Here is a 21,693-nt window from a genome sequence, read left to right as displayed (position 1 = left end):
GGGCTAGTGTCGTGTAAGGCGGGCGCCGGGTGGCCCGCCGATGGTATCGGTCGGTGCCGGGGCTGTCGATGGGCCGGGCGCGACGGCCGCCGCGGATCTCTGCTAGATTTGGTCCTGGTGGAGGATTCGTTGCCAGCACTGCCCCGGAGCCAAATGACCGACCAGACCCCAATCCCACTGACCGACTTCACCCGCCGGGCCTCCGCCGCCCGCGCCCTGATCCAGTCGATGCTGACCGAACTGATCGGTCCGGTGGAGCTCAAGTACGACTTTTTCCGCGAGTGGAATGGCTGCTGGAAGGCACGGGTGGAGATCACCGGGGCCGCGACCGGAGCGCTGGAATTCACCTTCCTCACCACCCCGGGTGGCGGTCTGCTCGCCCTGCCCCGCCCGCTGCCGGAGCCCTGGCGCCTCTCGCACGGCATCCCCGCCGACGATGGCACCCGCTGGACCCTGGATGCGGCTGGTCTGCTGGTGCCATTTGCAGGGCCGCTAGCCGCCGCCGAGTCCAGTGCGCCCGCGGCCGTGCCGGGTGAGCCGCGGCGGTCGGATCGCCTCATCCTGTTCCTCGCCCAAGGCTTCGGCAGCGGGCGGCTGCCCTGGGCACCGGGGAGCTTCGGCACCCTGCCCGGGGTCGCGCTGTATCTGCTCCTGGCCGGACTCGGGCTCGCGCTCAGCCCTTATCTTGCGGTCACCGCGGTGCTGCTGCTCATCGGCATACCGCTCTGCGGCCGGGCGGCGCGGATGCTGGGGCGGACAGACCCGCCCTCGGTGGTGTGGGACGAGATCGTCGGTTATCTGATCACGATGATTGCGATCGCCCCGAGCTGGCCGGCGGTGGTGGCGGGGTTCGCCGCCTTCCGGCTATTCGATATCTGGAAGCCCTGGCCGATCCGATGGATCGATCGCCAAGTGGGCGGGGGGCTCGGCATCATGCTCGACGACGTGGTCGCGGGTCTCATGGCGCTCGCCCTGATGCACCTGGGCCAGGCGCTGCTGGTCTGAGTCGAGGGCCGCGCCAATCAGTCAGGTGTCGTGTCTGGCCCCTGTGTGAGAACATAGCACCGCCTCCCACCCGAACCCAGGTGCTGGGCCGCGGCCTCGCCCGCGCGGGTCCTCTTAAGCTTGACTGGATCGGAGTATCGCCGACATGCGTTGGTTGTTGATCGCCCTGACGGTTCCCGCCTTCCTGGCGGGCTGCGACAAGCCCGCGGCCAAGCCCCAGGCGCATCCCGCGGCGGAGGTGACGGTCCAGACGATCGTCCCGCGCGATACCCCGGTGCGCTTCGAGTTCGTCGGGCAGACCCAGAGTACCCATCAGGTGCAGATCCGGGCGCGTGTCGATGGCTTCCTGGAGCAACGGGTCTACACCGAGGGCAGCCTGGTCAAAGCCGGGGATGTAATGTTCCGCCAGGACCCCAAGCCCTTTCAGGCCCAGCTGGACGCAGCCAAGGGCGCGCTGGCCCAGCAACAGGCCGCGCTCCAGACGGCCAACGACAACCTGGCGCGGGTGAAGCCGCTCACCGCACTGAAGGCCCTGAGCCAGAAGGACCTGGATGATGCGACTGGCCAGCAGCAGGCGGCAGCGGCGGCCGTCTACACGGCCAAGGCCAATGTGCAGACGGCCCAACTCAACCTGAGCTACACCACCATCACCACCCCGGTGACCGGAGTCTCCAGCTACGCCCAGGTCCAGGACGGGGCCTACGTCTCCTCGACCAACAGCCTGCTCACCTATGTCTCCCAGATCGACAGCCTCTGGGTCAACTTCAGCGTGTCGGAGGACGACATGCTCGATTTCCGCACTGAGAAGACCTTAGGTGTCTTGAGCGTACCGAAGGACCATGACTTCGTGGTCGATTTGGTGCTGTCAGACGGCTCGACCTTCCCGCAGCAGGGCCGCATCACCTTTGCCAACGCCGACTACGACGTCACCACCGGGACCTATCTGCTGCGTGCCACCGTGCCCAATCCCGACCTCTCCCTGCGCCCGGGTCAGTTCGTCCGCGTGGGGCTCACCGGGGCCGAGCGCCCGAACGCCATTCTGGTCCCCCAGGCCGCCGTCCTCCAAGGCGCCAAAGGGCACTTTGTGATGGTGTTGACCAAGGACAACACGGCCCAGCCGCGTCCGGTCGAGGTCGGCCCCTGGCACGGCAGTGACTGGTTCATCACTGGGGGGCTCGCCGCCGGGGATGTGGTGATCATCGATGGGGTGTCACGCCTGGCCCCCGGGGCCAAGGTGAAGGTGGTCGCGACCGCCCCGGCCCCCGCCATCCACGCGGCCCCGGCCGCGCCTGGTTCCGCTCCGGCATCCGCCCAGCCGCCCGCCGCGCGCCGCCAGCCGGGGGTGATTCACGGACCCGCCGCTGTCGCCCCGGCCGCCCCGGCCGGCGCCGCCAAGTAGCCGCGGAGACCACCATGTTCTCCCATTTCTTTATCGACCGGCCCATCTTCGCCGCGGTCATCGCGCTCGTCATTTCAATCGCGGGCCTGGTGGCGATGGTGCAGTTACCCATCGCCCAATACCCGCAGGTGACACCGATCCAGATCCAGGTCAGCGCGACCTACCCCGGGGCCAATGGCACCCTGGTCGCCCAGAATGTCGGCGCCCCGATCGAACAGCAGGTCAACGGCGCCACCAACATGATCTACATGGCGTCCACCAGCTCCTCGACCGGCGCCTATACGCTGACGGTCTATTTCACCATCGACACCAATCCCGAACTGGCGCAGGTCGACGTGCAGAACCGCGTCAGCCAGGCCATGGCCCAGTTACCGCAGTCGGTGCAGGCGCAGGGGGTGACGGTCCAGCAGAAGACCAGTACCTTCCTGATGATCCTCGCCTTCTTCTCACCGGACGACACCCTGGATGCCGATTATGTCGCCAACTACACCAACACCCAGATACTGAGCAACATCAATCGCATCAATGGCGCCAATCAGGCCGCGATCCTGGGCCAGCCCAGTTATGCCATGCGGATTTGGCTGAAACCCGACCGGATGGCCCAGCTGGCGGTCACCGCCAGCGATCTGGCCAATGTGATCCAGCAGCAGAATCAGCAATTCGCGGTCGGACGGATCGGGGATACCCCCACCCCCTTCCCGGTCCCCCAGACCTTTCCGGTCACTACCGGCACCATTACTGAGCCGGCCCAGTTCGATAACATGATCGTGCGCGCGGCGAACCAGACCGCGGCCCTGGTGCGGGTGAAGGACGTCGGTTATGCCCAACTGGGCGCCCAAAGTTATATCGTCGAGTCCACGTACCAGGGCAAAGCCGCGACGCTCATCGCCGTCTATCAACAGCCCGGGTCCAACGCCATTTCGGTGTCCAAGCAGGTCCGTGCCATGCTGGCGGAGATGAAGAAAAGCTTCCCGCCAGGGCTCGACTATGCCGTCGCGCTGGATACCACCAAGTTCGTGCAGGCCTCCATTGATGAGGTCGTCAAGACCTTCTTCGAGGCGGTGGTCCTGGTGGTGCTGGTGGTCTATATCTTCCTGCACAGCCTGCGCCTGACCATTATCCCGACGCTGGCGGTGCCGGTGTCCATCCTGGGCGCCCTGATCGGCATGCTGGTCTTCGGCTTCTCCGTCAACATGCTGACCCTCTTCGGGATGATCCTCGCCATCGGTCTGGTCGTGGACGACGCCATCGTGGTGGTGGAGAACACCGAGCGCAATATGGCGCAATTCGGCCTGACACCCAACGCGGCCGCCAAGAAGGCCATGGACGAGGTGAGCGGACCCGTGATCGCGGTGGTCCTGGTCCTGAACGCGGTCTTCGTGCCGGTGGCCTTCCTGGGCGGTATCACCGGCGCACTCTACCAACAGTTCGCCGTGACGATCGCCATCTCGGTGGTGTTCTCCGGGATTGTCGCACTCACCCTCTCTCCGGCCCTGGCGGCCGTCCTCATTCAGGCCAAGCAGGGAGAGCAAAAGGGCTTCTTCAAATGGTTCGACGCGGGCTTCGAGCGACTCACCAACGGCTATGTGAGAGGCGTCAAGGCGGTCATGCGAGGCTGGTTCGTGAGCCTGATCGTCTTTGGTCTGGTGGTGGGTGGTTGCGTGTGGCTGTTCAAGGTCCTGCCGACCGCCTTCGTCCCCCAAGAGGACCAGGGCTACATCTTTGTACCCTATTTCCTGCCGGATTCAGCCAGCCTCTCGCGCACCAACGCGGTCGGCAGTCAGGCGGCGGAGATCCTGCGCGCCCACCCGGCGGTCTCGAGTGTGACCCAGTTCGATGGCTATAGCCTCATCGACTCCCAGACCAAGACCAACTTCGGCCTGCTGTTCGTGGCGCTCAAGGATTACGAGGAACGGCAATCACCAACGCTGTCGGCGGATGCGGTTATCGCCGATGCGACGGGTAAATTCCAGAGCATTCAGGGCGGCCTGGTGATACCAATCAACCCGCCTGCCATCCCCGGCCTGGGGATCACCGCCGGGTTCCAGATGTGGATCGAGCAGAAGGGCTCCGGGACCTTTAGTCAACTCAACGACGTGGTCCAAGAGATCATCGAAAAGGCCAAGACCCGGCCTGAACTGACTGCTGTGACCACCACCGTGCGCGCCAATGGGCAGCAGATGCTGGCGGATGTCGATCGGGAAAAGGCGGAGATTCTGGGCGTCCCGATTCAGGATGTCTACAATACCTTGCAGACGATGTTCGGCTCACTCTATGTCAGCCAATTCCCGAAGGACTCGCGCCTCTATAAGGTCATTCTACAGGCGGAGCCGAGCTACCGCATGACGCCCGAGGACATCGGTAAGTTCTATGTCAGGAACACCAACATCCAGAGCGCCGTCAACCCGCAGAGCGGCACCAACTCGCAGAGCAGCAGCAACAACATGATCCCGCTCTCGGCCCTGGTGAACACACGCTATGTAGTGGGACCGGACATGGTGACCCGCTTCAACAACTACCCGGCCATCGCACTGAATGGCGCACCGGCCCCCGGGGTCAGTTCGGGAACGGCCCTGGCGGCCATCCAGGCGGTGGCGGAAGAGGTGATGCCCCCCGGCTATGGCTTCGAGTGGGCCGGCGAGGCCCGCGAGGAAATCAGTTCGGGTTCCACCTCGGCCATTGCCTTCATCTTCGGCCTGATCTTCGTGTTCCTGATCCTCTCGGCCCAATACGAGAGTTGGTCCCTGCCGGCAAGCGTCATGATGGCGATCCCCTTCGCCGTTATCGGCGCCCTGCTGGCCATTGCGCTGCGCGGACTCGACAATGACATCTATTTCCAGATCGGCCTGTTGACGCTGGTCGGGCTGGCGGCCAAGAACGCCATCCTCATCGTCGAGTTCGCCGTAGAATTGCACCGCAAGGAGGGTATGTCGCTGTTCGACGCGGCGGCCGAGGCAGCACGGCTTCGGCTGCGTCCGATCGTCATGACCTCCTTTGCCTTCGTGCTTGGCACCCTGCCGCTGGCGATCGCCACCGGGGCCTCGGCCAATAGCCGTCACTCCATCGGCACCGGTGTGATCGGCGGGACCCTGGTTGCCACCGTCATCGCCATCTTTTTCATCCCGATGTTCTACTGGCTGGTGGGGACCCTGAGCGCGCGTTTCTTCGGCAGTCCAAAGAGCGACTTGCCGCAATCGCCAGGATCCGGGGCGCAAAACCAGCCGGCCGCCGCCGGCGCGGGTGGGGCGGTCAGCCTCCAGGCGCCGGAGCAGGAGCGCACCGATGTCTGAGCTTCGCCCCCGGTTGCTCGCCCTGATGGCACTGACCGCGCTGGTGTCCGGCTGCATGTTTGGGCCCGACTATGCCCGACCCAGGGTCGATACCCCGGCGACCTACCGCTTTGCCCTGCGGGACGCGCAGAACACCGCCAATACCCAATGGTGGCGACAATTCAATGACCCGATCCTGGATGACTTGATCATTCAGTCACTGGGCGCTAACTGGAACGTCAAGATCGCCGCGGCCAATGTGGAGGCGGCCGCCGCGGTCCTGACCCAGGCGCGGGCGCCGCTCTATCCCCAGTTGAATTACAACGGTCAGGGCGCGCGCGCGCAAACCGCAGCGATCGGTGCCCTCCCGGCCAGTGCTCGCGACAACTTCCAACTCCTGGCCGGGGCCTCCTGGGAGATCGACCTGTGGGGCCGCATTCGCCGTCAGACTGAGGCGGCACGGGCCCAACTGTTGGGCACGGAAGAGGCCAGACGCGGTGTGGTCCTGTCATTGGTCGGGGCGGTGGCGAACGGCTATATCCAACTGCGCGGGCTCGACGCGCAGCTCGCCATGTCGAAACAAACTCAGGCCGCCTATGGGGAATCACTGCGCCTCATTGAGTATCAGTTCAAGTACGGTCAGGTCTCGGAGATGACGGTGGCCCAGGCCAGGTCCCAGTACGAGACCGCCAGTGCCCAGATTCCGCTGCTGGAACGCAGCATCGCCCAGACCGAAAACGGCCTGTCCACGCTGCTCGGGCGCAACCCTGGGCCCATCGCGCGCGGGCACACGCTGGAGACCCTGGTCCCGCCCAGTGTCCCCACCGGGGTCCCGTCGGACCTGCTGGAGCGCCGTCCGGACGTCCTCCAGGCCGAGCAGCAGTTGATCGCCGCCAATGCCCAGATCGGCGCAGCGCGGGCGCTCTATTTTCCGACGATCTCCCTGACTGGTGCCCTGGGAACCAATAGCTCCCAGCTCTCGGGGCTCTTCACCGGACCGGCGCGCACCTGGAGCTACGCCGGTGCATTCGCCGGGCCGCTCTTTACCGCCGGGTCGATCAGCGGCCAGGTGGCCCAGACCGAGGCCCAGCAGCGAGCCGCGCTGGGAAACTACCAACAGGTCATCCAGGGGGCCTTCGCCGATGTCTCCAACGCGCTCGTGGCGCGCGAGAAGCTCAACGAGGAGGTCCTGGCGCTACAGCGGCTGGTGAAGGCCTTGGGCGACTATTCGCGTCTGGCCAAGCTCCAGTACGCGGGCGGCTATGCGCCCTATTCCACGGTGCTGCAGGCCGATCAGCAACTCTTTCCGGCCGAGTTGAACCTGGCCGCCACCCGCGCCTCCGCCCTGTCCGCCGTGGTCAGCATCTACCAGGCCATGGGCGGGGGCTGGGTCGATGAGGCCGCACAAGCGGCGCCGGCGCCGCAGCCGGGCAAGGGGCCATTCGCCCCCGCCATCCCCCGGGCGCCGGGGGCGGTGACGACCGCCGGCGAGAACGCGGCGCCTTGACCAGGAAGAACCAGTCGTTTTTCCTTAAAAATTTAGAGCCATCCCCCGGAGCTTGTCGCTATGACGACGCACCAGACCCGCTACGACTTGGTTTTTTTCGGAATCGACCGGCAAGGTCCGGAGCGCACCGAGGCGCTCATCAAGCTGGCTCAATGGATGAATGTTGCGCCCGATCAACTGGCGCCAGTACTCGAGCAACGCCGACGCGTGATTGCCTCGGATCTGGACGAGGCGGCTGGTGCCGAGACCCAACGCCAAGTGATCGCACTGGGCATTCGCTGCAATCTGCGCCCGCACGTTGCGTACGACGTGTCGCTGGATCTCGCCCCGCTCGAGGCGCCGCCAACGGTGATTGTGTGCCCTGCCTGCGGTCATTACCACAACGTCAAGGCGAACCAGCCGCCACCGGCAGCCTGCGAGAAATGCGGGATTGTGTTTGCTAAGTACGAGAAGGTAGCGCAGGAGAAAAAGGAGCGCGAGCTGGTCCGCCAATCACTGCTGTCAGACCAGCAGCGTCGGCAGGACCAGGAGCAGAAGGAACGCGAAGAGCGCCTGGCCCAGGAACGGCGCCGGAAACTGGAGGATGAGATCCGCAAGGAGCTCGGCCTGCCGCGCATGGTGAGAAGCCGCGCCAGCCTGCTCGGTTCTGCGGCCGGCATCTATTGTCTGGGCCTGGTCATGGGCGCCGGGGGCCTCGTTGGTTACGACCTGCTGTTCGGGAGCGGCGGTACCATCGCCGCGCAACCAAGGCCGTTCGGCGTGGGCGCCCTGGCCGGTCAAGGCGCCGCCGATTTCGGAGAGTCTGGGTTCGGCGCATCCGGGGCCGGCGCGTCCAATCCCGGCATGGCCGCTCAGGTGCAGGTCGCCGCACTGCTGGCCGCGGCAGCGAGCGGCGCCGCTGCCACGGAATCCGGCGATGGCGCAGCGCCTCGAGGTGGTGACGCAGCGACCCTGTCCTCACAGTCCGGACAACTCGTCAATGCCGCTACGGCAGGTTCCAGCCGCCAGCATGGGCAGGGCGCGGCGGTGGCCTCAGCAACTGCGTCGGACACCGCCGGATTCCTTAGCAACCAATTGGCAGACCTGAAGAAAGACACGGAGTGGGACCTCTACATCCTCGGCCGGATGGATGCCCTGCGCGAGCAGCACGCGACGGCGCGGGCCATCGCCTTGGTTGACCACCTGCGCAACCCCGAGTTGCGTTTCGATCGTGGCGCCTGGCTGGCCGATACGTTGTGGAATGATGGACAATTGGCGGATGCCGAACGCCTCTATCAAAGCCTGATGGCCGCCGCTGACCGGGAGCCCGACACAGCTGGGGCGCGGGTGGCGGCGTTATGCACCTTGGCCCGCCACCTCAACCGGGTCGGGCGCCCGGCCGATGCCGATCTGCTCTTGCGGCAGGCCAAGACCATCGCGGAGGCCGTGACCGGACCGGCAGACAAGATCGCGGCCGACAGTGAGATCGGGGCCCTCCTGACCAACCTCGGCCGCCCCCAGGACGCCCGCGTGTATTTCACGGGCGCCACGCAAGGGTTAGGCCGCATCCCGGTGCCGGCCGACCGCTTGGCGGCCATTCCCGGACTCGCCCGCGGCTTTGCCAAGGCAGGCTTTCGGACCTCGGCCTTAAACTTTCTGGAGGAGGCGACCAAGAACATCGAATCGGTCAACGGCCCGCAGGAGCGGGCACGCATTCTTGGCGTGATCGCCGAAACCACCGCTCACTTAGGGGATATACAGGCCGCCAAGGGGGCCGCTGCGCGAATTGCCGGCCCGCTCAATAAGGATCGGACGGTGTATCACATCATCGCCGATCAAATTGTGTCCGATCGACTCGCCAACGCGATGGATGTGTCCGAGGGCCTGCAGACCCCGACGTATCAGGCCCTGGCAGCCGGGTTGCTGGGGCTACAGCAACAGCGCCATCCCGCCTATCGCCCGCTGGCCGCGCAGTCCTCCGAGAAGGCCATCGCGGCCATCGCGGCGCTCACGGACCCTGCGCAAAAGTCGGTGATCAGCGCAGAGATCGCGCGCCTTGCGGTCCGTGGTGGCGATCCCAAGACTGCGGATGGCTATTTTGCGCAGGCGCGCCAACTCGCCGAAGCGATTCCGTCGGTACCTGAGCGTGACCGCGCATTGGCCATCCTGGCGACCAACGAGGCGCTGGCACTGCGCCTCGGGGATGCGCGTCAAAAGCTCGCGAAGATCAGCGATACGCCATTGCGCCTCGCGCTGACCAACGATCTGAGCGGCCTCGACCAGTTGGTCGGCACGGTACCCTAGACCGACATCCGGCATTGGCTCACACCAAGAGCCGCCGATGCCAGAACAGCAATGGCGTCCCTGCACCCTCCCAAGCACCCGCCGGGCGAATCGCCCGGCGCTCGACTTTGGCGTCTCGGCGGGAAGCCGGCTTTTTCGCGGAACCACGCTAGGGTGCGAGTGGTACCATCGGCACGAATGGCACCGCCGGCGTGCCGTTGAGGAAGCGGGCCTTGACCGCATCCAGGTTGGCCTTCTTGACCGCCTCGCCCCGGCCCAGGCTGATCAACTCGCCGGTGGAGGTGCCGGTGACCAGGTCGAAGTGATCCACCGCGGATTGGCCAGTGACCTGCTCCAATTCGGCCAGCACCGAGGCGGCGAATGCCCCCTTGATACCGCCGCCGTCCAGACTCAGGATGCGAAACATGATGGGGTTTCCTCTTCATCGCGCGCATTGGAACGCGGCGTCGTGCAGTGCATCCGGATGGCAAAGGTCGTCTCGGGTGCGATCTGCTCGCGCGGATAGCCGCGCCAGTGCTTGTCCACCACCCTGTGCTAGTCTACTCGGGGGACCGCGGCATTGATCCCCGGGGGACGCGCCATCCCTGGCGCCTCGACTACATCAGGTAATGACGGTCGGTTCCGTGCGTCCGGTACGCGCCTCGATCTGGGCCAACTCACGGGCGATCACGATGAGCGGTGCCAGGGTCTCCTGGGTGTCCTGCTGGTGTTTGCTCGGGTCCGGCTCGTAGGACTCGATGTAAACGCGCAAGGTCGCGCCCTCGGTCCCGGTGCCGGAGAGTCGCAGCACGATGCGTGCGCCGCCTTCAAAGCCGATCCGCAGGCCCTGGTGACTGGACACGCTGCCGTCGATCGGGTCGGTGTATTCAAAGTCGTCGGCATAGGCCACGGTGTAATCGCCCAGGCGCTTGCCGGGCAGTTCGGGGAAGAGGGTGCGCAGGTGATGCACCAAGTCCGCGGCACCGTGGGCATCGACCGCCTCATAGTCATGGCGGGTGTAGTAGTTGCGACCGAACTGCCGCCAGTGGTCGCCGACGATCTCGGCCACGGACTGTTTGCGTACCGCCAGCAGGTTAAGCCAGAACAGCACGGCCCAGAGCCCATCCTTCTCGCGCACATGGTCGGAGCCGGTGCCGAAGCTCTCCTCCCCGCAGAGCGTGATACGGCCGGCATCCAGGAGGTTGCCGAAAAACTTCCAGCCGGTGGGGGTCTCGAAGCACTCGATCCCCATGGCCTCGGCCACCCGGTCGGCCGCCTGGCTGGTGGGCATGGAGCGGGCGATGCCGCGGATGCCAGCCTTGTAGCCCGGGGTCAGGTGGGCGTTGGCGGCCAGCACCGCCAGGCTGTCGCTGGGGGTGACGAAGAAGTCCTTACCCAGGATCATATTGCGGTCGCCGTCGCCGTCGGAGGCGGCGCCGAAGTCCAGACCTTTGGCACCCTGGCACAGTGCAACCAGTTCCTGGGCATGGGCCAGGTTGGGGTCCGGATGATGGCCGCCGAAATCCGGCAAGGGGACGCCGTTCATGACGGTGCCGGGCGAAGCACCCAGGCGGTTCTCCAGAATCTCAATGGCATAAGGACCGGTGACGGCGTGCATGGCATCGAAGCGCAGCCGAAAGAGCCCGGAGTCGAAGAGCGCCTTGATGGCGTCGAAGTCGAACAGCGATTCCATCAGGGCCGCATAGTCTGCCACCGGGTCGATGACCTGGACCTGCATGGCCCCGATCTGCGCGGTGCCGAGCTGGTCCAAGTCGATATCCGGACAGTCCAGGGTGCGATAGGTGTCGATGACCTGGGTGCGGGCATACATCGCCTCGGTGACCGACTCCGGGGCCGGCCCGCCCGCCGCCCCGTTGAACTTGATGCCGAAGTCCTCCTCCGGTCCGCCCGGGTTGTGGCTCGCGGACAGCACGATGCCGCCCTGCGTGTGGTACTTGCGGATGATGCAGGAGACCGCCGGGGTGGAGAGGATGCCGCCCTGCCCCACCAGCACGCGGGCCACGCCGTTGGCGGCGGCCATACGCAGGATGGTCTGGATGGCCTCGCGGTTGTAGTAGCGGCCGTCACCGCCCACCACCAGGGTACCGCCGGCGAGTTCGTGCTGGGTGTCGAAGATCGACTGGACGAAATTTTCCAGGTAGTGCGGCTGTGCAAAGACCCGCACCTTCTTGCGCAGCCCGGAGGTACCTGGACGTTGCCCCGCGAAGGGCGTGGTTTTGATGACTGTCGGATCCATGCTCAAACCCTTGATTGTCGTTGTGATGGCCTACATTGATACGGCTCGGACAGGGGGGGCAGCGCCCGACTGGCCGCGGACCCCGCTGCCACGGGACGGAAAGTCACGATTGTAGCCCCGGCGAGGCGTGCGACAATAACCGGCTGCGGTCGGGAACCCCCGGCGACCCGCGGCCGCCGCTTCCCCGGCGCGCCCGGCACCGGCCCCCCGGCACACAAACCAAACCGTTCTCAAAGAGGTAGGAAAGCGTATGACTGTCGAAGCGCATAAGGAAACACTGGAATTTAAGGCGGAGGTGAGCCAGGTACTGGACCTGGTGATTCGCTCGCTTTATTCAAACAAGGAGATCTTCCTGCGCGAGTTGATCTCCAACGCCTCGGACGCGGCGGAGAAACTGCGGTTCGAAGCCCTGAGCGACGAAGGGCTGTATGAAGGCGACGCCGAGTTGCGTATCCGCGTCACCGTCGACCCGGAGGCCGGCACCCTGACGGTGTCGGACAACGGCATCGGTCTGAGCCGCCAAGAGGTGGTGGAGACCATCGGCAGCATCGCCAGTTCCGGCACCCGCCGCTTCTTCGAGAAGATGACCGGCGACCAAGCCAAGGACAGCCAGCTCATCGGCCAGTTTGGTGTCGGCTTCTACTCGACCTTCATCGTCGCCGACAAGGTGACCCTGACCTCGCGCCGGGCCGGTCTGGGCGGCGAGCATGGGGTGCGCTGGGAGTCCGACGGTCGCGGCGCCTACACGCTGGAGACGGTGGAGCGGGCCGGTCGTGGCACCGACGTCACCCTGCATCTCAAGGAGGAGGAAAAGGAGTTTCTGGACGCCTGGCGGCTGCGCTCCATCATCGGCAAGTTCTCCGACCACATCACCCTGCCGGTGGAGATGCTCAAAGAGCACCACGACAGCCCCGAGGACGAGGAGGCGGAAGGCGAGGACAAGTCGAAGGCCAAGGCGCTCGAGTGGGAAAAGGTAAACCGCGGCACGGCCCTGTGGATGCGCAACAAGGCGGACGTGACCGAGGAGGAATACCAGGAGTTCTACAAGCACATCGCCCACGACTACGAGGCGCCGCTCGCCTATGCCCACAACCGTGTGGAGGGCACCAACGAGTACACCACGCTGCTCTTCGTCCCCAAGAAGGCCCCCTGGGACCTGTGGGACCGCGATCAGAAGCACGGCATCAAGCTGTATGTGCGCCGCGTCTTCATCATGGATCAGGCGGACAAGCTGCTGCCGCACTACCTGCGCTTCATCAAGGGCGTGGTGGACTCCGACGATCTGCCGCTCAATGTCTCGCGCGAACTGCTCCAGCACAACCGCAAGATCGACACCATCCGCCAGGCCAACACCAAGCGGGTGCTGGGTCTGCTGGAGACCCTGGCCACGGACGAGCCGGAGAAGTATGCCGAATTCTGGAAGGAGTTCGGCCGGGTCATCAAGGAGGGGCCGGCGGAGGACTTCGCCAACCGTGAGCGTCTGGCCGGCCTGCTGCGCTTCGCCACCACCACCAGCGAGGGTGAGGCCCAGACCGAGTCCCTGGACGGCTATATCGAGCGCATGAAAGAAGGCCAGGACAAGGTCTATTTCATCACCGCCGACAGCCCCGCCGCCGCCCGCCATAGCCCGCACCTGGAGGTCTTCCGCAAAAAGGGCGTCGAGGTGCTGCTGCTATCCGACCGGGTGGACGAGTGGCTGGTCAACCACCTGACCGAATACAAGGGCAAGCACCTCCAGTCGGTCACCAAGGGCAACCTGGACCTGGGCACCCTGGCCGATGCCGAGGAAAAGGCCAAGACAGAAGAGGCGGCCAAGGAGCACGGCCCCCTGTTGGAGCGCCTGAAGACCACCCTGGGCGAGCGGGTGGATCAGGTGCGCCCGAGCGCCCGCCTGGTCGACTCCCCGGCCTGTCTGGTGGTGGGCGAGTACGACATGAGCGCCAACCTGGCCCGCGTCCTCAAGGCCGTGGGTCAGGACGCCCCGAAACAGCGCCCGACGCTCGAGGTCAACCTGGACCACCCGCTGGTCAAGCGCTTGGAGGCCGAGGCCGACGAGACCCGCTTCACCGACCTGGGGCTGATCCTGTTCGATCAGGCGCAACTGGCCGAGGGCGGCCAGTTGGACGACCCGGCGGCCTTCGTCGGCCGGCTCAACAGCCTGATGATGAACGTGCTACTGGCCGGGGGCTGAGGCCCACGGCGCCGCACCCCGGTGCGGCGCCGTCATGGCGGCAGGATGCCGCAATCCAGTGCCAGGGAGGGCCGCCTTTCGGCCGCTCCTCCAAATTTGAACCTTGGACCGAGGCGGCACTGCGCGTCAGAAGATCGCACGCCAGCCGCTGCGGCTGGGCAGACACTCCTCACAGAACCGCGGCAGGCGGTACAGTGTCATCGAATTGCCCGGATAGCTCTCAGTGAATGTGGCGCCGCTGAAGGTCTTGTCAGCCAGGTGCACGATCGCAGTCAACTGCGCGTCACTGTAGCGCCAGCCCTGCAGGGTGCCGGCGGGCGCGAAGTGGCCCAGGGTCAGGGGCGCAGACAGGGCGTCCGCGGTCTTGTTGATGACGATCAGGGTCAAAGCGCCCGTGGCGGTCTCTTCGGCAGCATAGATCGCAAGCCGGTCCTGGGCGTCGCTGGTGGCGTTCACGCTGGTCTCACCAAAGCGGCCGCCGGCCCCGTTATAGTTACGGTATAGGCGAAATGCGAAGGCGGCCGGCTCGGTGCTGGCGGGAGGGGACCACAGGGTTGCCAAGCCCACCCCCTCGCGACCGAAGATGCCCAATACGTCGGCCTGGGCCAGGGCACCATTGATGTGCTCGGGCGCCCCCCAATTGTACTCGGTGATCGCAAGCTTAGTACCCGGATAATTGCTGTTCACCCACTCGCGCATGCGCGGAATCAGCCGCACAATGCCACCGTCCGGACCGGCAGCAGCGATCCAACTCTCATCGACATAGGTCGGGTCCCACAGCGAGCGGGTACTGTTCAGACGCAGCGCCTGGGTGGCGGCGTCACCGGCCGCGCTCAAAGAGACGCCGGGCGCGGCGGGGTAATAGTGAAGGTCGAGGAAATCCAGGATGCGCGTACCGTGCGCCTGCTCGTAGGCCTGCATCTGCTGCAGGTACCAGGGCACCAAGGGCGTGCCGCCATGGGCATTGCGATCATCCGGGGTACTCCAGTCCACCCGCTGTCCGTCCCACGGCGAATGCCAATAATAGGTCCAGCCCATGACGACCGGGCCCAGGGTTTGGGCCGTGGGATCGGCGGCCTTGATGACAGCGGCGTATTGGTAGGTGCGGTCCCGCAATTGGTCATAGTTGAGGGCGACCGGCGCCACGTCGGGATGGGTACTCCACCAGATGTCCGGTTCGTTGTCCAGGTTGTAATAGCGCACACCGCCATTGCCCGCCGAGCCATAGCGGTTGACCAGATAGGTCACCCAGTTTTGGACGAAATCGGGGGCGATCGCAAGGCTGGTGTCCGTCGGGTCATTGCCCGTTACCAAGCTGCCATCGGGCTTGACGCCATTGCCGCAGTCGGGACGCCCGGCGTCGGTCTGCTGTTGCGGACCATATTTGGCAACGCTGAATCCGCAGGTCGACAAGTCGCCATTTTTTGCGACATAGCCAATCATGGGCACGGTCAGCACCGTCGCGACGCCTAAGGGGCCGCCCTGGGCGATCAGGCGATTGGTGGCGGAGTCGTCCGGCGGGCCGGCGGCATCGCTCATTTTGACGTTCTCATAGTACCAGTCGCTGGCCGTGTTGCCGACGTCGAGCAGCCAGTTGTAGCGTGTCGTATTGTTGCCGCCCCAGCGTTGTACCGACACGCCGAGACTGGTCAGGAAGGCCGCGTCGGCGGTCGCCCCACTGTTGTAACTGTTGATGCCGTAGATCAGTGGGCTGATGGGCTTGCGCTGCGCCGCCGCATCGACCGTCAGGGTCGGCGGCGCAAGGCTCGTGGCGATCAGGCGCAGGGTGTCGAGGTTATAGGTCGGCGCAACGCTGCCGGTCCAGTCCTGGATATTGATCCGGGCGATCACGGTGGGGTTGCCCAAGGCGCTCAAGGGCACGTCGACGACACTCCAGGCGTTCGGGGTGGGGGTGAACTGGAAACTGGTGCTGTTGGCGCCGCTATCAGTCGGCTGCGTGTAGAGCGAGAGTGCCCCGCCCCCCGATCGGCCGTAAACCGAAAAACGTATCGCGGAATAACCGGAAGTGGGGATGGGCGTGCCGCTGCGCAGCGACAGCCCCGCCCAGCCGGCGGTATAGGTCACCGCCAGCGACGAGGCACCGGTGACCTTGATGTCCGCGGCGACCGCTTCTGTCGTACTCCAAGACCAGTCCGCCCAGCCGCTCGCCAGGGCATCCTCGTAGATCATCAGATCGGCCGCCCGGACCGGCAAGGCGGGCAGCGCACTCAGGATCAACCAGACGATAAGCCCGCCCCTGAGGCCAGAAGGGCCGCGACGAGGCCGTTCAGTAACAGATGCACCCATGGGATATCTCCTGTAAGGCAAATGGAACTCGACTCACCGAGTATATCAAAGGGACCCCGGCCGATGGCATCCTTGGAAAAGTCGCCTGGAAGGCGATTTTCCAAGTGCGTTGTGGCAAACTTCCGCGTTATCTCGCGCGCCGTCCGGCCGCGACCCCAAAGTCCACAGACGAAGAGGCGATATCCATGCGCGTGATCCTGCTCGGCGGCCCCGGGGCCGGCAAAGGTACCCAGGCCGGCTTCATCAAGGAGCACTTCGACATCCCCCAGATCTCCACCGGAGACATGCTGCGCGCCCATGTCAAACAGGGCACCGATCTTGGCAAAGCGGCCAAGAAGATCATGGACGAGGGCGGCTTGGTGTCCGATGACATCATCCTGGGGATGGTGAAGGCACGCACGGCCGACGCCGACTGCAAGGGCGGCTATCTCTTCGACGGCTTTCCCCGCACCCTGCCCCAGGCCGATGCCTTGAAGGCAGCCGGCGTGTTCATCGACGCGGTCGTGGAGATCGACGTCCCGGACGAGGAGATCATCCGCCGCATGTCTGGCCGGTGGAGCCATGCGACCTCGGGCCGCACCTATCACGTGGTCTTCAACCCGCCCAAAACGGCGGGGCTGGACGACGAAACCGGCGAGCCGCTGATGCAGCGCGACGACGACAAGGAAGAGACCGTCAAGGCGCGCCTCAAGGTCTATCACGACCAGACCGAGCCGCTGATCCACTACTACTCCGCCTGGGCCAAGCAGGGTGGGGAGGGTGCGCCGAAGTACATCAAGATCCACGGCATCGGCGCGGTAGACGCGATTCGTGCCCAGATCATCAGCCAGCTCGAGTCCCTCTAAACGGGCGAGCGAGTGCCGACGCGGTGCAGACCGGGCTCACGCCCGGTTTTTTATTGACCGTTGTTTTTACAAGACTTTAAATTCCAGCCCGATGGTCCTGGGGCGCGGCGGCCCCGCAGCGATTCTGTTACTATCGGCTAATAAACAGTTTGTAAGCAGGTGACTCCCATGGCAGTGGTCGAACTCGATCAGGGCGGCTTTGAGGCCGCGATTCAAGACAACGCTTTCGTGATTGTCGACTTCTGGGCCCCCTGGTGCGGTCCGTGCCGCTCCTTCGCCCCGGTCTACGAGAAGGTTTCTGCCGACTTCGACGACATCCTCTTTGCCAAGGTGAACACCGAGGACGAGCAGCAAATCGCCGCCCATTTCAACATTCGCTCCATCCCCACCCTGATGATCTTTCGCGAACAGACCATCATCTACGCCCAGGCGGGGGCGATGCCTGAGGCCCGCTTCCGCGAGCTGCTCAGCAAGGCCCGCGACCTCGACATGGCCGAGGTTAAGCGCCAGGAGGCCGAAAAGCGCAACGATGCGCAGAACTCGGACAGCGCCTGACGGTCCGGTGGCCGTCCTCGTCGTGCATCCCCTGCCATGACCCCCGTGCGCCGGCGCTCGCCCCGCACCGGCTTGCCCAGCCCATGCCGCACGCCCGTGCGGCCCGTTGCGCCTTAGCCATGCAGCCCACCCCGCGCGGTCCTCAAGACCTCCTGGGTCTCGCATTCGCGCGTCCCACGGTGGGCGACCTGATGCGTCTGTGCGAGGAGAATTTTGTCCTGCTGCGCCGACTCGCGCCGCACCTCAAGGATCAGCGCGAGGACCTGGTCTCCCGGCGCCAGGGCCGGGTCGACCTGTTCCTCCTGATCGAGGAACAATCACGCTACACCAGCCTGATCAGGCTCACCCACTTCTTCCCCGGGCCGCAACCGCTACCCGCGCCGGGTTCGGCCCCGCTCGCCGCGGGTAACGGCGACCTGACCCGACAGCGGGCCGACCCCAATGCGCGCCTGCGGATCTATCACGATGCCCGCCAGGTGGAGGTCCTCGACCTGCGCCAGACCACCCTGCCCCTGCGCACGGACTATCAGCGCCCAGCCCTTGAGGCCAAATGGCGGGTCAACCTGTTCCTCGGCAAATGGCTGGCCTACTGTCTGCATCAGGGACACCGCTTCGGCCCCGGTGGCGATCCCGGTACCGATCAGGTGCCCCTGCCGCAAGGCGGCGACCTGATCGACATCCTGACCTGAAGCGTTCGGGCGCCACGGCGCAGTGGCGCCGCCGCCGAGCAGCGTCGGGTGGCTGGACTAGAATACTGGTTGTAGGACCCCACAAGGGCCTTCTGGGTCCCCGTGGTGCGGGCTGCCGATCGCTACAACCATGTCGAAGGGCACCATCATGAACGCACACAACCCCCCGGAATCGCGGCGCGGAACCGTCCTCTTCCTCGGTACCGACGCCGCGCTGAGCGAGGCACTCGCATCCCATCTTTCCGTGTACGGACTCACCCTGGAGACCGTTCAATCGCCCGCTGACCTGCGCCGCCGGGTCCAGCCCCCCGTTGCGACCCCATCCGCGCCCAGTCCGTGCGACCCCGGCGCCGTGGTCGCACTGATCGACCTGCGGGCCTTCCCGAATCGTGATGCCATGGCCGGTCTGGGTCTTGGCGGCACCACCGGGCAGGGGCCGCGACTGCCCTTGGTCTGTCTCGGGCCGGCCAGCGATCTCCCGCAGCGGGTCGCGGCGATCCGCGCGGGGGCCGTGGCCTGGCTCGCGGCGGACCTGGATGCACAGGACCTGGCGGCGCGGTTGGCCGCCGTCGTCGGGCCGGCGGACGGGACGCCGGAGCGCGTGCTGGTGGTGGACGACCAGCCGGTATCCGCTCTGTTCGCTGCGCGGATCCTGGAGTGTGCAGGGATGGCCACGGAGCAGGTCACCGATCCGCTGCTGGTCCTGTCCGTCATGGACCGCTTCGCCCCGGACCTGGTGCTCATGGATCTGCACATGCCCGGGGTCAGCGGGATCGAACTGACTGCGGTCATCCGCGAACAGGAGCGCTTCGCGGACCTGCCAATCATCTTCCTGTCCGTCGAACTCGACCCGGAGCGCCAGTTGGAGGCCCTGCGCGTGGGCGGCGACGACTTCCTGGCCAAACCGGTGCAACCGGGACGGTTGGTGTTCTGCGTGCGGCGGCGCCTGGCGGCGGCGCGGATGCGCAGCCAAGGCGCGGCGGTGACGGTCAACCGCGAACACCTGCTGGCCCGGCTCGACCGCCTGCTGCATTCCCCGGCGGCCGCGGATTGGGTGCTCATCTATCTCGAGCGGCCGGGGCAGGACGCACCCACCCAGGCCCGACTGGCCGCAGCCGTTGCCGCGCGGGCGGGGGCCGACGCACTGACGGTAGGGGTCGGCGAGCACGGCGTCGGCGTGCTCATGCGGGGCGGTCCCGAGCGCTGCTATGCGGCCGTTGCGCAAGCCCTGGGACAGGGTGTCCGTGCGGACCTGGGCACTGATGGTGCCGAAGTCCCGACCTTCGGGGTCGGCTGGTGCGCACTCCCAGCCGGGGGCGGGGAGTCGGTGACCCTGGTCTCGCGCGCGCGTAAGGCCGCCTGCCTCAGTCTCGAACGCCATCAGGGCCGGGCCGACGGCTATATCGTGGCACCGCCCGCGCGGCCGGGCGACGACACAACGGCCGATCCGACGCTGGCGGCCATCAAGGCCAACCGTTTGCAGCTTCTCTTCCAACCCATGGTCACGCTGGGCACGGCGGCCGCCGAGCGTTACGAGGCGACCCCGCGCCTGGCGGGTCCACACGGTGAGCTGCTCGCCCCGCGCTTATTCGTCCCGCTGGTCCGGCTGGCGGAGACGGCGCGGCTGATCGATCGCTGGCTGCTCACTGCCGGGCTCGACGCCCTGCGGGAGCGCCATGCGGCGGGGCGGCCGCTGGACCTGTTCCTGCATCAATCCATTGTCAGTGCAGCGGATGACACCTGGATCCAGCGTGTGCGCGACGAAATCAGCGCCCGCGACCTGATCCAATGCCGCCCGACGATCCAATGGGAATTGGCCGACATGGAGAACCACCTCGACTTGGCCGTGCAGCGCGCCGAGCAACTGGCCCACCTGAGGCTCCGCCTGTGTCTCAACGGATTCACGGACGGTGACATCGGTCAACGGGTCCTGGAGCGGCTGCCGGTCGCCTATGTGCGGCTGACGCGGGAGTGGATCCGCGAGGCGTCGCCCGACCGGCTACAGGACCTGGTTCGTCGCGTGCACGGGCACCATGCCCTGGTGATCGCGACCGGGGTCGAGGGGCCCGAGGCCATCACCCCCCTGTATTGCGCCGGGGTCGACCTGATCCAGGGACCCTATGTCCAACCGCCGACCGAGACCATGGACTTCGACTTCGCGGAGGCGGTGGGGTAGCGGGCCGCAAGTCATCGACGATCACGCCTGGTATTGGTCTACACTATGGCTTGCATAGCCAAGCAAACGCCTGCGCGGCGCCGACGGTGTGTGCACCGTGGACCGTGACGGCCTGGTGAAGATCAGGATCATGAACGCACAAAACCTTACCGGGTCAAGGCGCGGAGCCGTCCTCTTCCTCGGTACTGACGGCGCCCTGAGCGACGCACTGTTACCGCATCTCGCGGTGCACGGCCTCGCCTTGGAGGCCTTTACGTCGCCCGCTGACCTGCGCCGCCGGGTTCACCTCCCGCCACAGCCCGGTTCGCGGGACCCCGACGCGACGCTCGCATTGATCGACCTGCGGGCCTTCCCAGATACTGAGGCCATTGCGGGGCTGGGTGTCGGCGGCACCACCGGTCAGGGGCTGCGCCTGCCCTTGGTTTGTCTCGGGCCGGCCAGCGAACTCCCGCAGCGGGTCGCGGCGATCCGCGCGGGGGCGACGGCCTGGCTCGCCGCGGACCTGGATGCGCAGGACCTGGCGGCGCGGTTGGCGGCACTGGTCGGGCCGCCGGACGGTACCCCGGAGCGCGTCTTGGTGGTGGACGACCAGCCGGTGGCCGCCCTGTTTGCCGCCCGGGTCCTGGAGTGTGCCGGGATGGTCACACAGCGGGTATCCGATCCGCTCCAGGTCCTGTCCGTCATGGAGCGCTTCGCCCCGGACCTGGTGCTCATGGATCTGCACATGCCCAAGGTCAGCGGGATCGAACTGACCGTGGTCATCCGCGAACAGGAGCGTTTCACGGACCTGCCGATCGTCTTCCTGTCTGTCGAGCTCGATCCGGAGCGCCAGTTGGAGGCCCTGCGGGTGGGCGGCGACGACTTCCTGGCCAAACCGGTGCAGCCGGGGCAGTTGGTGTTCTGCGTGCGTCGGCGCCTGGCAACGGCGCGGATGCGTCAATGGGGTGGAATGCGTGGGGGCGCGGCGGTGGCGGTCAACCGCGACCACCTGCTGGCCCGGCTCGATCGTCTGCTGCGTTCCCCCGCGGGCGGGGACTGGGCGCTCATCTATCTGGAGCGGCCCGGCGAGGACGCGTCCTCCCAGGCGCGGCTGGCCGCGGCCGCTGCCGCCAGGGCGGGGACCGACGCGCTGACGGCGGGGGTCGGCGAGCACGGGGTCGGCGTGCTGGTGCGCGATCCCGAGCACCAGCACGCGGCCGTTGCGCAAGCCCTGGGACAGGGTGTCCGTGCG

Annotated in this window: 14 protein-coding genes; 11 read left to right on the top strand and 3 right to left on the bottom strand. The window is 66.1% G+C overall.

The window, feature by feature from the left end:
- Positions 1 to 153: 153 nt before the first annotated feature.
- The 5 genes from QZY44_RS36110 (at position 154) to QZY44_RS34720 (ending at position 9,463) form a co-directional block, all read left to right on the top strand.
- Positions 154 to 1,005: a phosphatidylglycerophosphatase A gene (locus QZY44_RS36110; protein WP_365305911.1), complete on the top strand. Its 852-nt coding sequence runs from the start codon at positions 154 to 156 to the stop codon at positions 1,003 to 1,005.
- A 145-nt stretch (positions 1,006 to 1,150) separates the two neighbouring features.
- On the top strand, positions 1,151 to 2,404 hold the full coding sequence (locus QZY44_RS34735) for an efflux RND transporter periplasmic adaptor subunit (RefSeq protein ID WP_295458776.1): 1,254 nt from the start codon (positions 1,151 to 1,153) through the stop codon (positions 2,402 to 2,404).
- Between the two features lie 14 nt (positions 2,405 to 2,418).
- Positions 2,419 to 5,694, top strand: a complete 3,276-nt coding sequence (locus QZY44_RS34730) for a multidrug efflux RND transporter permease subunit (RefSeq protein ID WP_295458773.1) — start codon at positions 2,419 to 2,421, stop codon at positions 5,692 to 5,694.
- A complete protein-coding gene (locus QZY44_RS34725; protein ID WP_295458770.1) occupies positions 5,687 to 7,180 on the top strand; it encodes an efflux transporter outer membrane subunit in 1,494 nt (497 codons plus the stop codon). Before QZY44_RS34730 ends, QZY44_RS34725 begins: the two co-directional genes overlap by 8 nt.
- 60 nt (positions 7,181 to 7,240) lie before the next feature.
- A complete protein-coding gene (locus QZY44_RS34720) occupies positions 7,241 to 9,463 on the top strand; it encodes a tetratricopeptide repeat protein (RefSeq protein ID WP_295458767.1) in 2,223 nt (740 codons plus the stop codon).
- Positions 9,464 to 9,611: 148 nt separating this feature from the next.
- On the opposite strand, the gene QZY44_RS34715 is transcribed toward QZY44_RS34720, so the two are convergent.
- Both QZY44_RS34715 and QZY44_RS34710 read right to left on the bottom strand, forming a co-directional pair.
- On the bottom strand, positions 9,612 to 9,869 hold the full coding sequence (locus tag QZY44_RS34715; protein ID WP_295458764.1) for a patatin-like phospholipase family protein: 258 nt from the start codon (positions 9,867 to 9,869) through the stop codon (positions 9,612 to 9,614).
- Positions 9,870 to 10,064: 195 nt separating this feature from the next.
- Complete coding sequence (locus QZY44_RS34710) at positions 10,065 to 11,699, bottom strand: alpha-D-glucose phosphate-specific phosphoglucomutase (RefSeq protein WP_295458761.1); 1,635 nt, start codon at positions 11,697 to 11,699, stop codon at positions 10,065 to 10,067.
- Positions 11,700 to 11,949: 250 nt separating this feature from the next.
- Here QZY44_RS34710 and htpG point away from each other — a divergent pair, with 250 nt between their 5' ends.
- On the top strand, positions 11,950 to 13,890 hold the full coding sequence (gene htpG, locus QZY44_RS34705) for a molecular chaperone HtpG (RefSeq protein WP_295458759.1): 1,941 nt from the start codon (positions 11,950 to 11,952) through the stop codon (positions 13,888 to 13,890).
- Between the two features lie 126 nt (positions 13,891 to 14,016).
- Here htpG and QZY44_RS34700 read toward each other — a convergent pair whose 3' ends face one another.
- Positions 14,017 to 16,128 carry a glycoside hydrolase family 44 protein gene (locus QZY44_RS34700; RefSeq protein ID WP_295458756.1) on the bottom strand — a complete coding sequence of 704 codons (2,112 nt, stop codon included), beginning with the start codon at positions 16,126 to 16,128 and terminating at the stop codon, positions 14,017 to 14,019.
- A gap of 254 nt (positions 16,129 to 16,382) precedes the next feature.
- Here QZY44_RS34700 and adk point away from each other — a divergent pair, with 254 nt between their 5' ends.
- From adk to QZY44_RS34675, 5 genes are all read left to right on the top strand, one after another.
- Positions 16,383 to 17,042 (top strand): adenylate kinase, encoded by a 660-nt coding sequence (gene adk, locus QZY44_RS34695; protein WP_295458754.1) that lies wholly within the window; start codon positions 16,383 to 16,385, stop codon positions 17,040 to 17,042.
- Between the two features lie 168 nt (positions 17,043 to 17,210).
- The gene (gene trxA, locus QZY44_RS34690) at positions 17,211 to 17,597 is read left to right on the top strand and encodes a thioredoxin (RefSeq protein ID WP_295458752.1); all 387 of its coding nucleotides are present in this window, start codon (positions 17,211 to 17,213) and stop codon (positions 17,595 to 17,597) included.
- Positions 17,598 to 17,716: 119 nt separating this feature from the next.
- Positions 17,717 to 18,286, top strand: coding sequence for a DUF1249 domain-containing protein (locus QZY44_RS34685; RefSeq protein ID WP_295458748.1), 570 nt, complete (start codon positions 17,717 to 17,719; stop codon positions 18,284 to 18,286).
- Positions 18,287 to 18,434: 148 nt separating this feature from the next.
- Positions 18,435 to 20,462, top strand: a complete 2,028-nt coding sequence (locus tag QZY44_RS34680; RefSeq protein WP_295458747.1) for an EAL domain-containing protein — start codon at positions 18,435 to 18,437, stop codon at positions 20,460 to 20,462.
- Positions 20,463 to 20,592: 130 nt separating this feature from the next.
- The coding region (locus tag QZY44_RS34675; RefSeq protein WP_295458742.1) for a response regulator at positions 20,593 to 21,693 on the top strand (1,101 nt) is incomplete at its 3' end.

It is taken from the genome of uncultured Thiodictyon sp., assembly GCA_903837595.1.
GTDB lineage: Bacteria > Pseudomonadota > Gammaproteobacteria > Chromatiales > Chromatiaceae > Thiodictyon.
This window is presented reverse-complemented; position numbering and strand designations above follow the sequence as displayed.

Bases quoted from the DNA above. Each gene is read 5' to 3' on its own strand.
- QZY44_RS34680 (WP_295458747.1), top strand. From the start codon at position 18,435: ATGAACGCACACAACCCCCCGGAATCGCGGCGCGGAACCGTCCTCTTC.
- QZY44_RS34720 (WP_295458767.1), top strand. From the start codon at position 7,241: ATGACGACGCACCAGACCCGCTACGACTTGGTTTTTTTCGGAATCGAC.
- QZY44_RS34725 (WP_295458770.1), top strand. From the start codon at position 5,687: ATGTCTGAGCTTCGCCCCCGGTTGCTCGCCCTGATGGCACTGACCGCG.
- QZY44_RS34685 (WP_295458748.1), top strand. From the start codon at position 17,717: ATGCAGCCCACCCCGCGCGGTCCTCAAGACCTCCTGGGTCTCGCATTC.
- adk (WP_295458754.1), top strand. From the start codon at position 16,383: ATGCGCGTGATCCTGCTCGGCGGCCCCGGGGCCGGCAAAGGTACCCAG.
- QZY44_RS34715 (WP_295458764.1), bottom strand. From the start codon at position 9,869: ATGTTTCGCATCCTGAGTCTGGACGGCGGCGGTATCAAGGGGGCATTC.
- trxA (WP_295458752.1), top strand. From the start codon at position 17,211: ATGGCAGTGGTCGAACTCGATCAGGGCGGCTTTGAGGCCGCGATTCAA.
- QZY44_RS34730 (WP_295458773.1), top strand. From the start codon at position 2,419: ATGTTCTCCCATTTCTTTATCGACCGGCCCATCTTCGCCGCGGTCATC.
- QZY44_RS34735 (WP_295458776.1), top strand. From the start codon at position 1,151: ATGCGTTGGTTGTTGATCGCCCTGACGGTTCCCGCCTTCCTGGCGGGC.
- QZY44_RS36110 (WP_365305911.1), top strand. From the start codon at position 154: ATGACCGACCAGACCCCAATCCCACTGACCGACTTCACCCGCCGGGCC.
- htpG (WP_295458759.1), top strand. From the start codon at position 11,950: ATGACTGTCGAAGCGCATAAGGAAACACTGGAATTTAAGGCGGAGGTG.
- QZY44_RS34710 (WP_295458761.1), bottom strand. From the start codon at position 11,699: ATGGATCCGACAGTCATCAAAACCACGCCCTTCGCGGGGCAACGTCCA.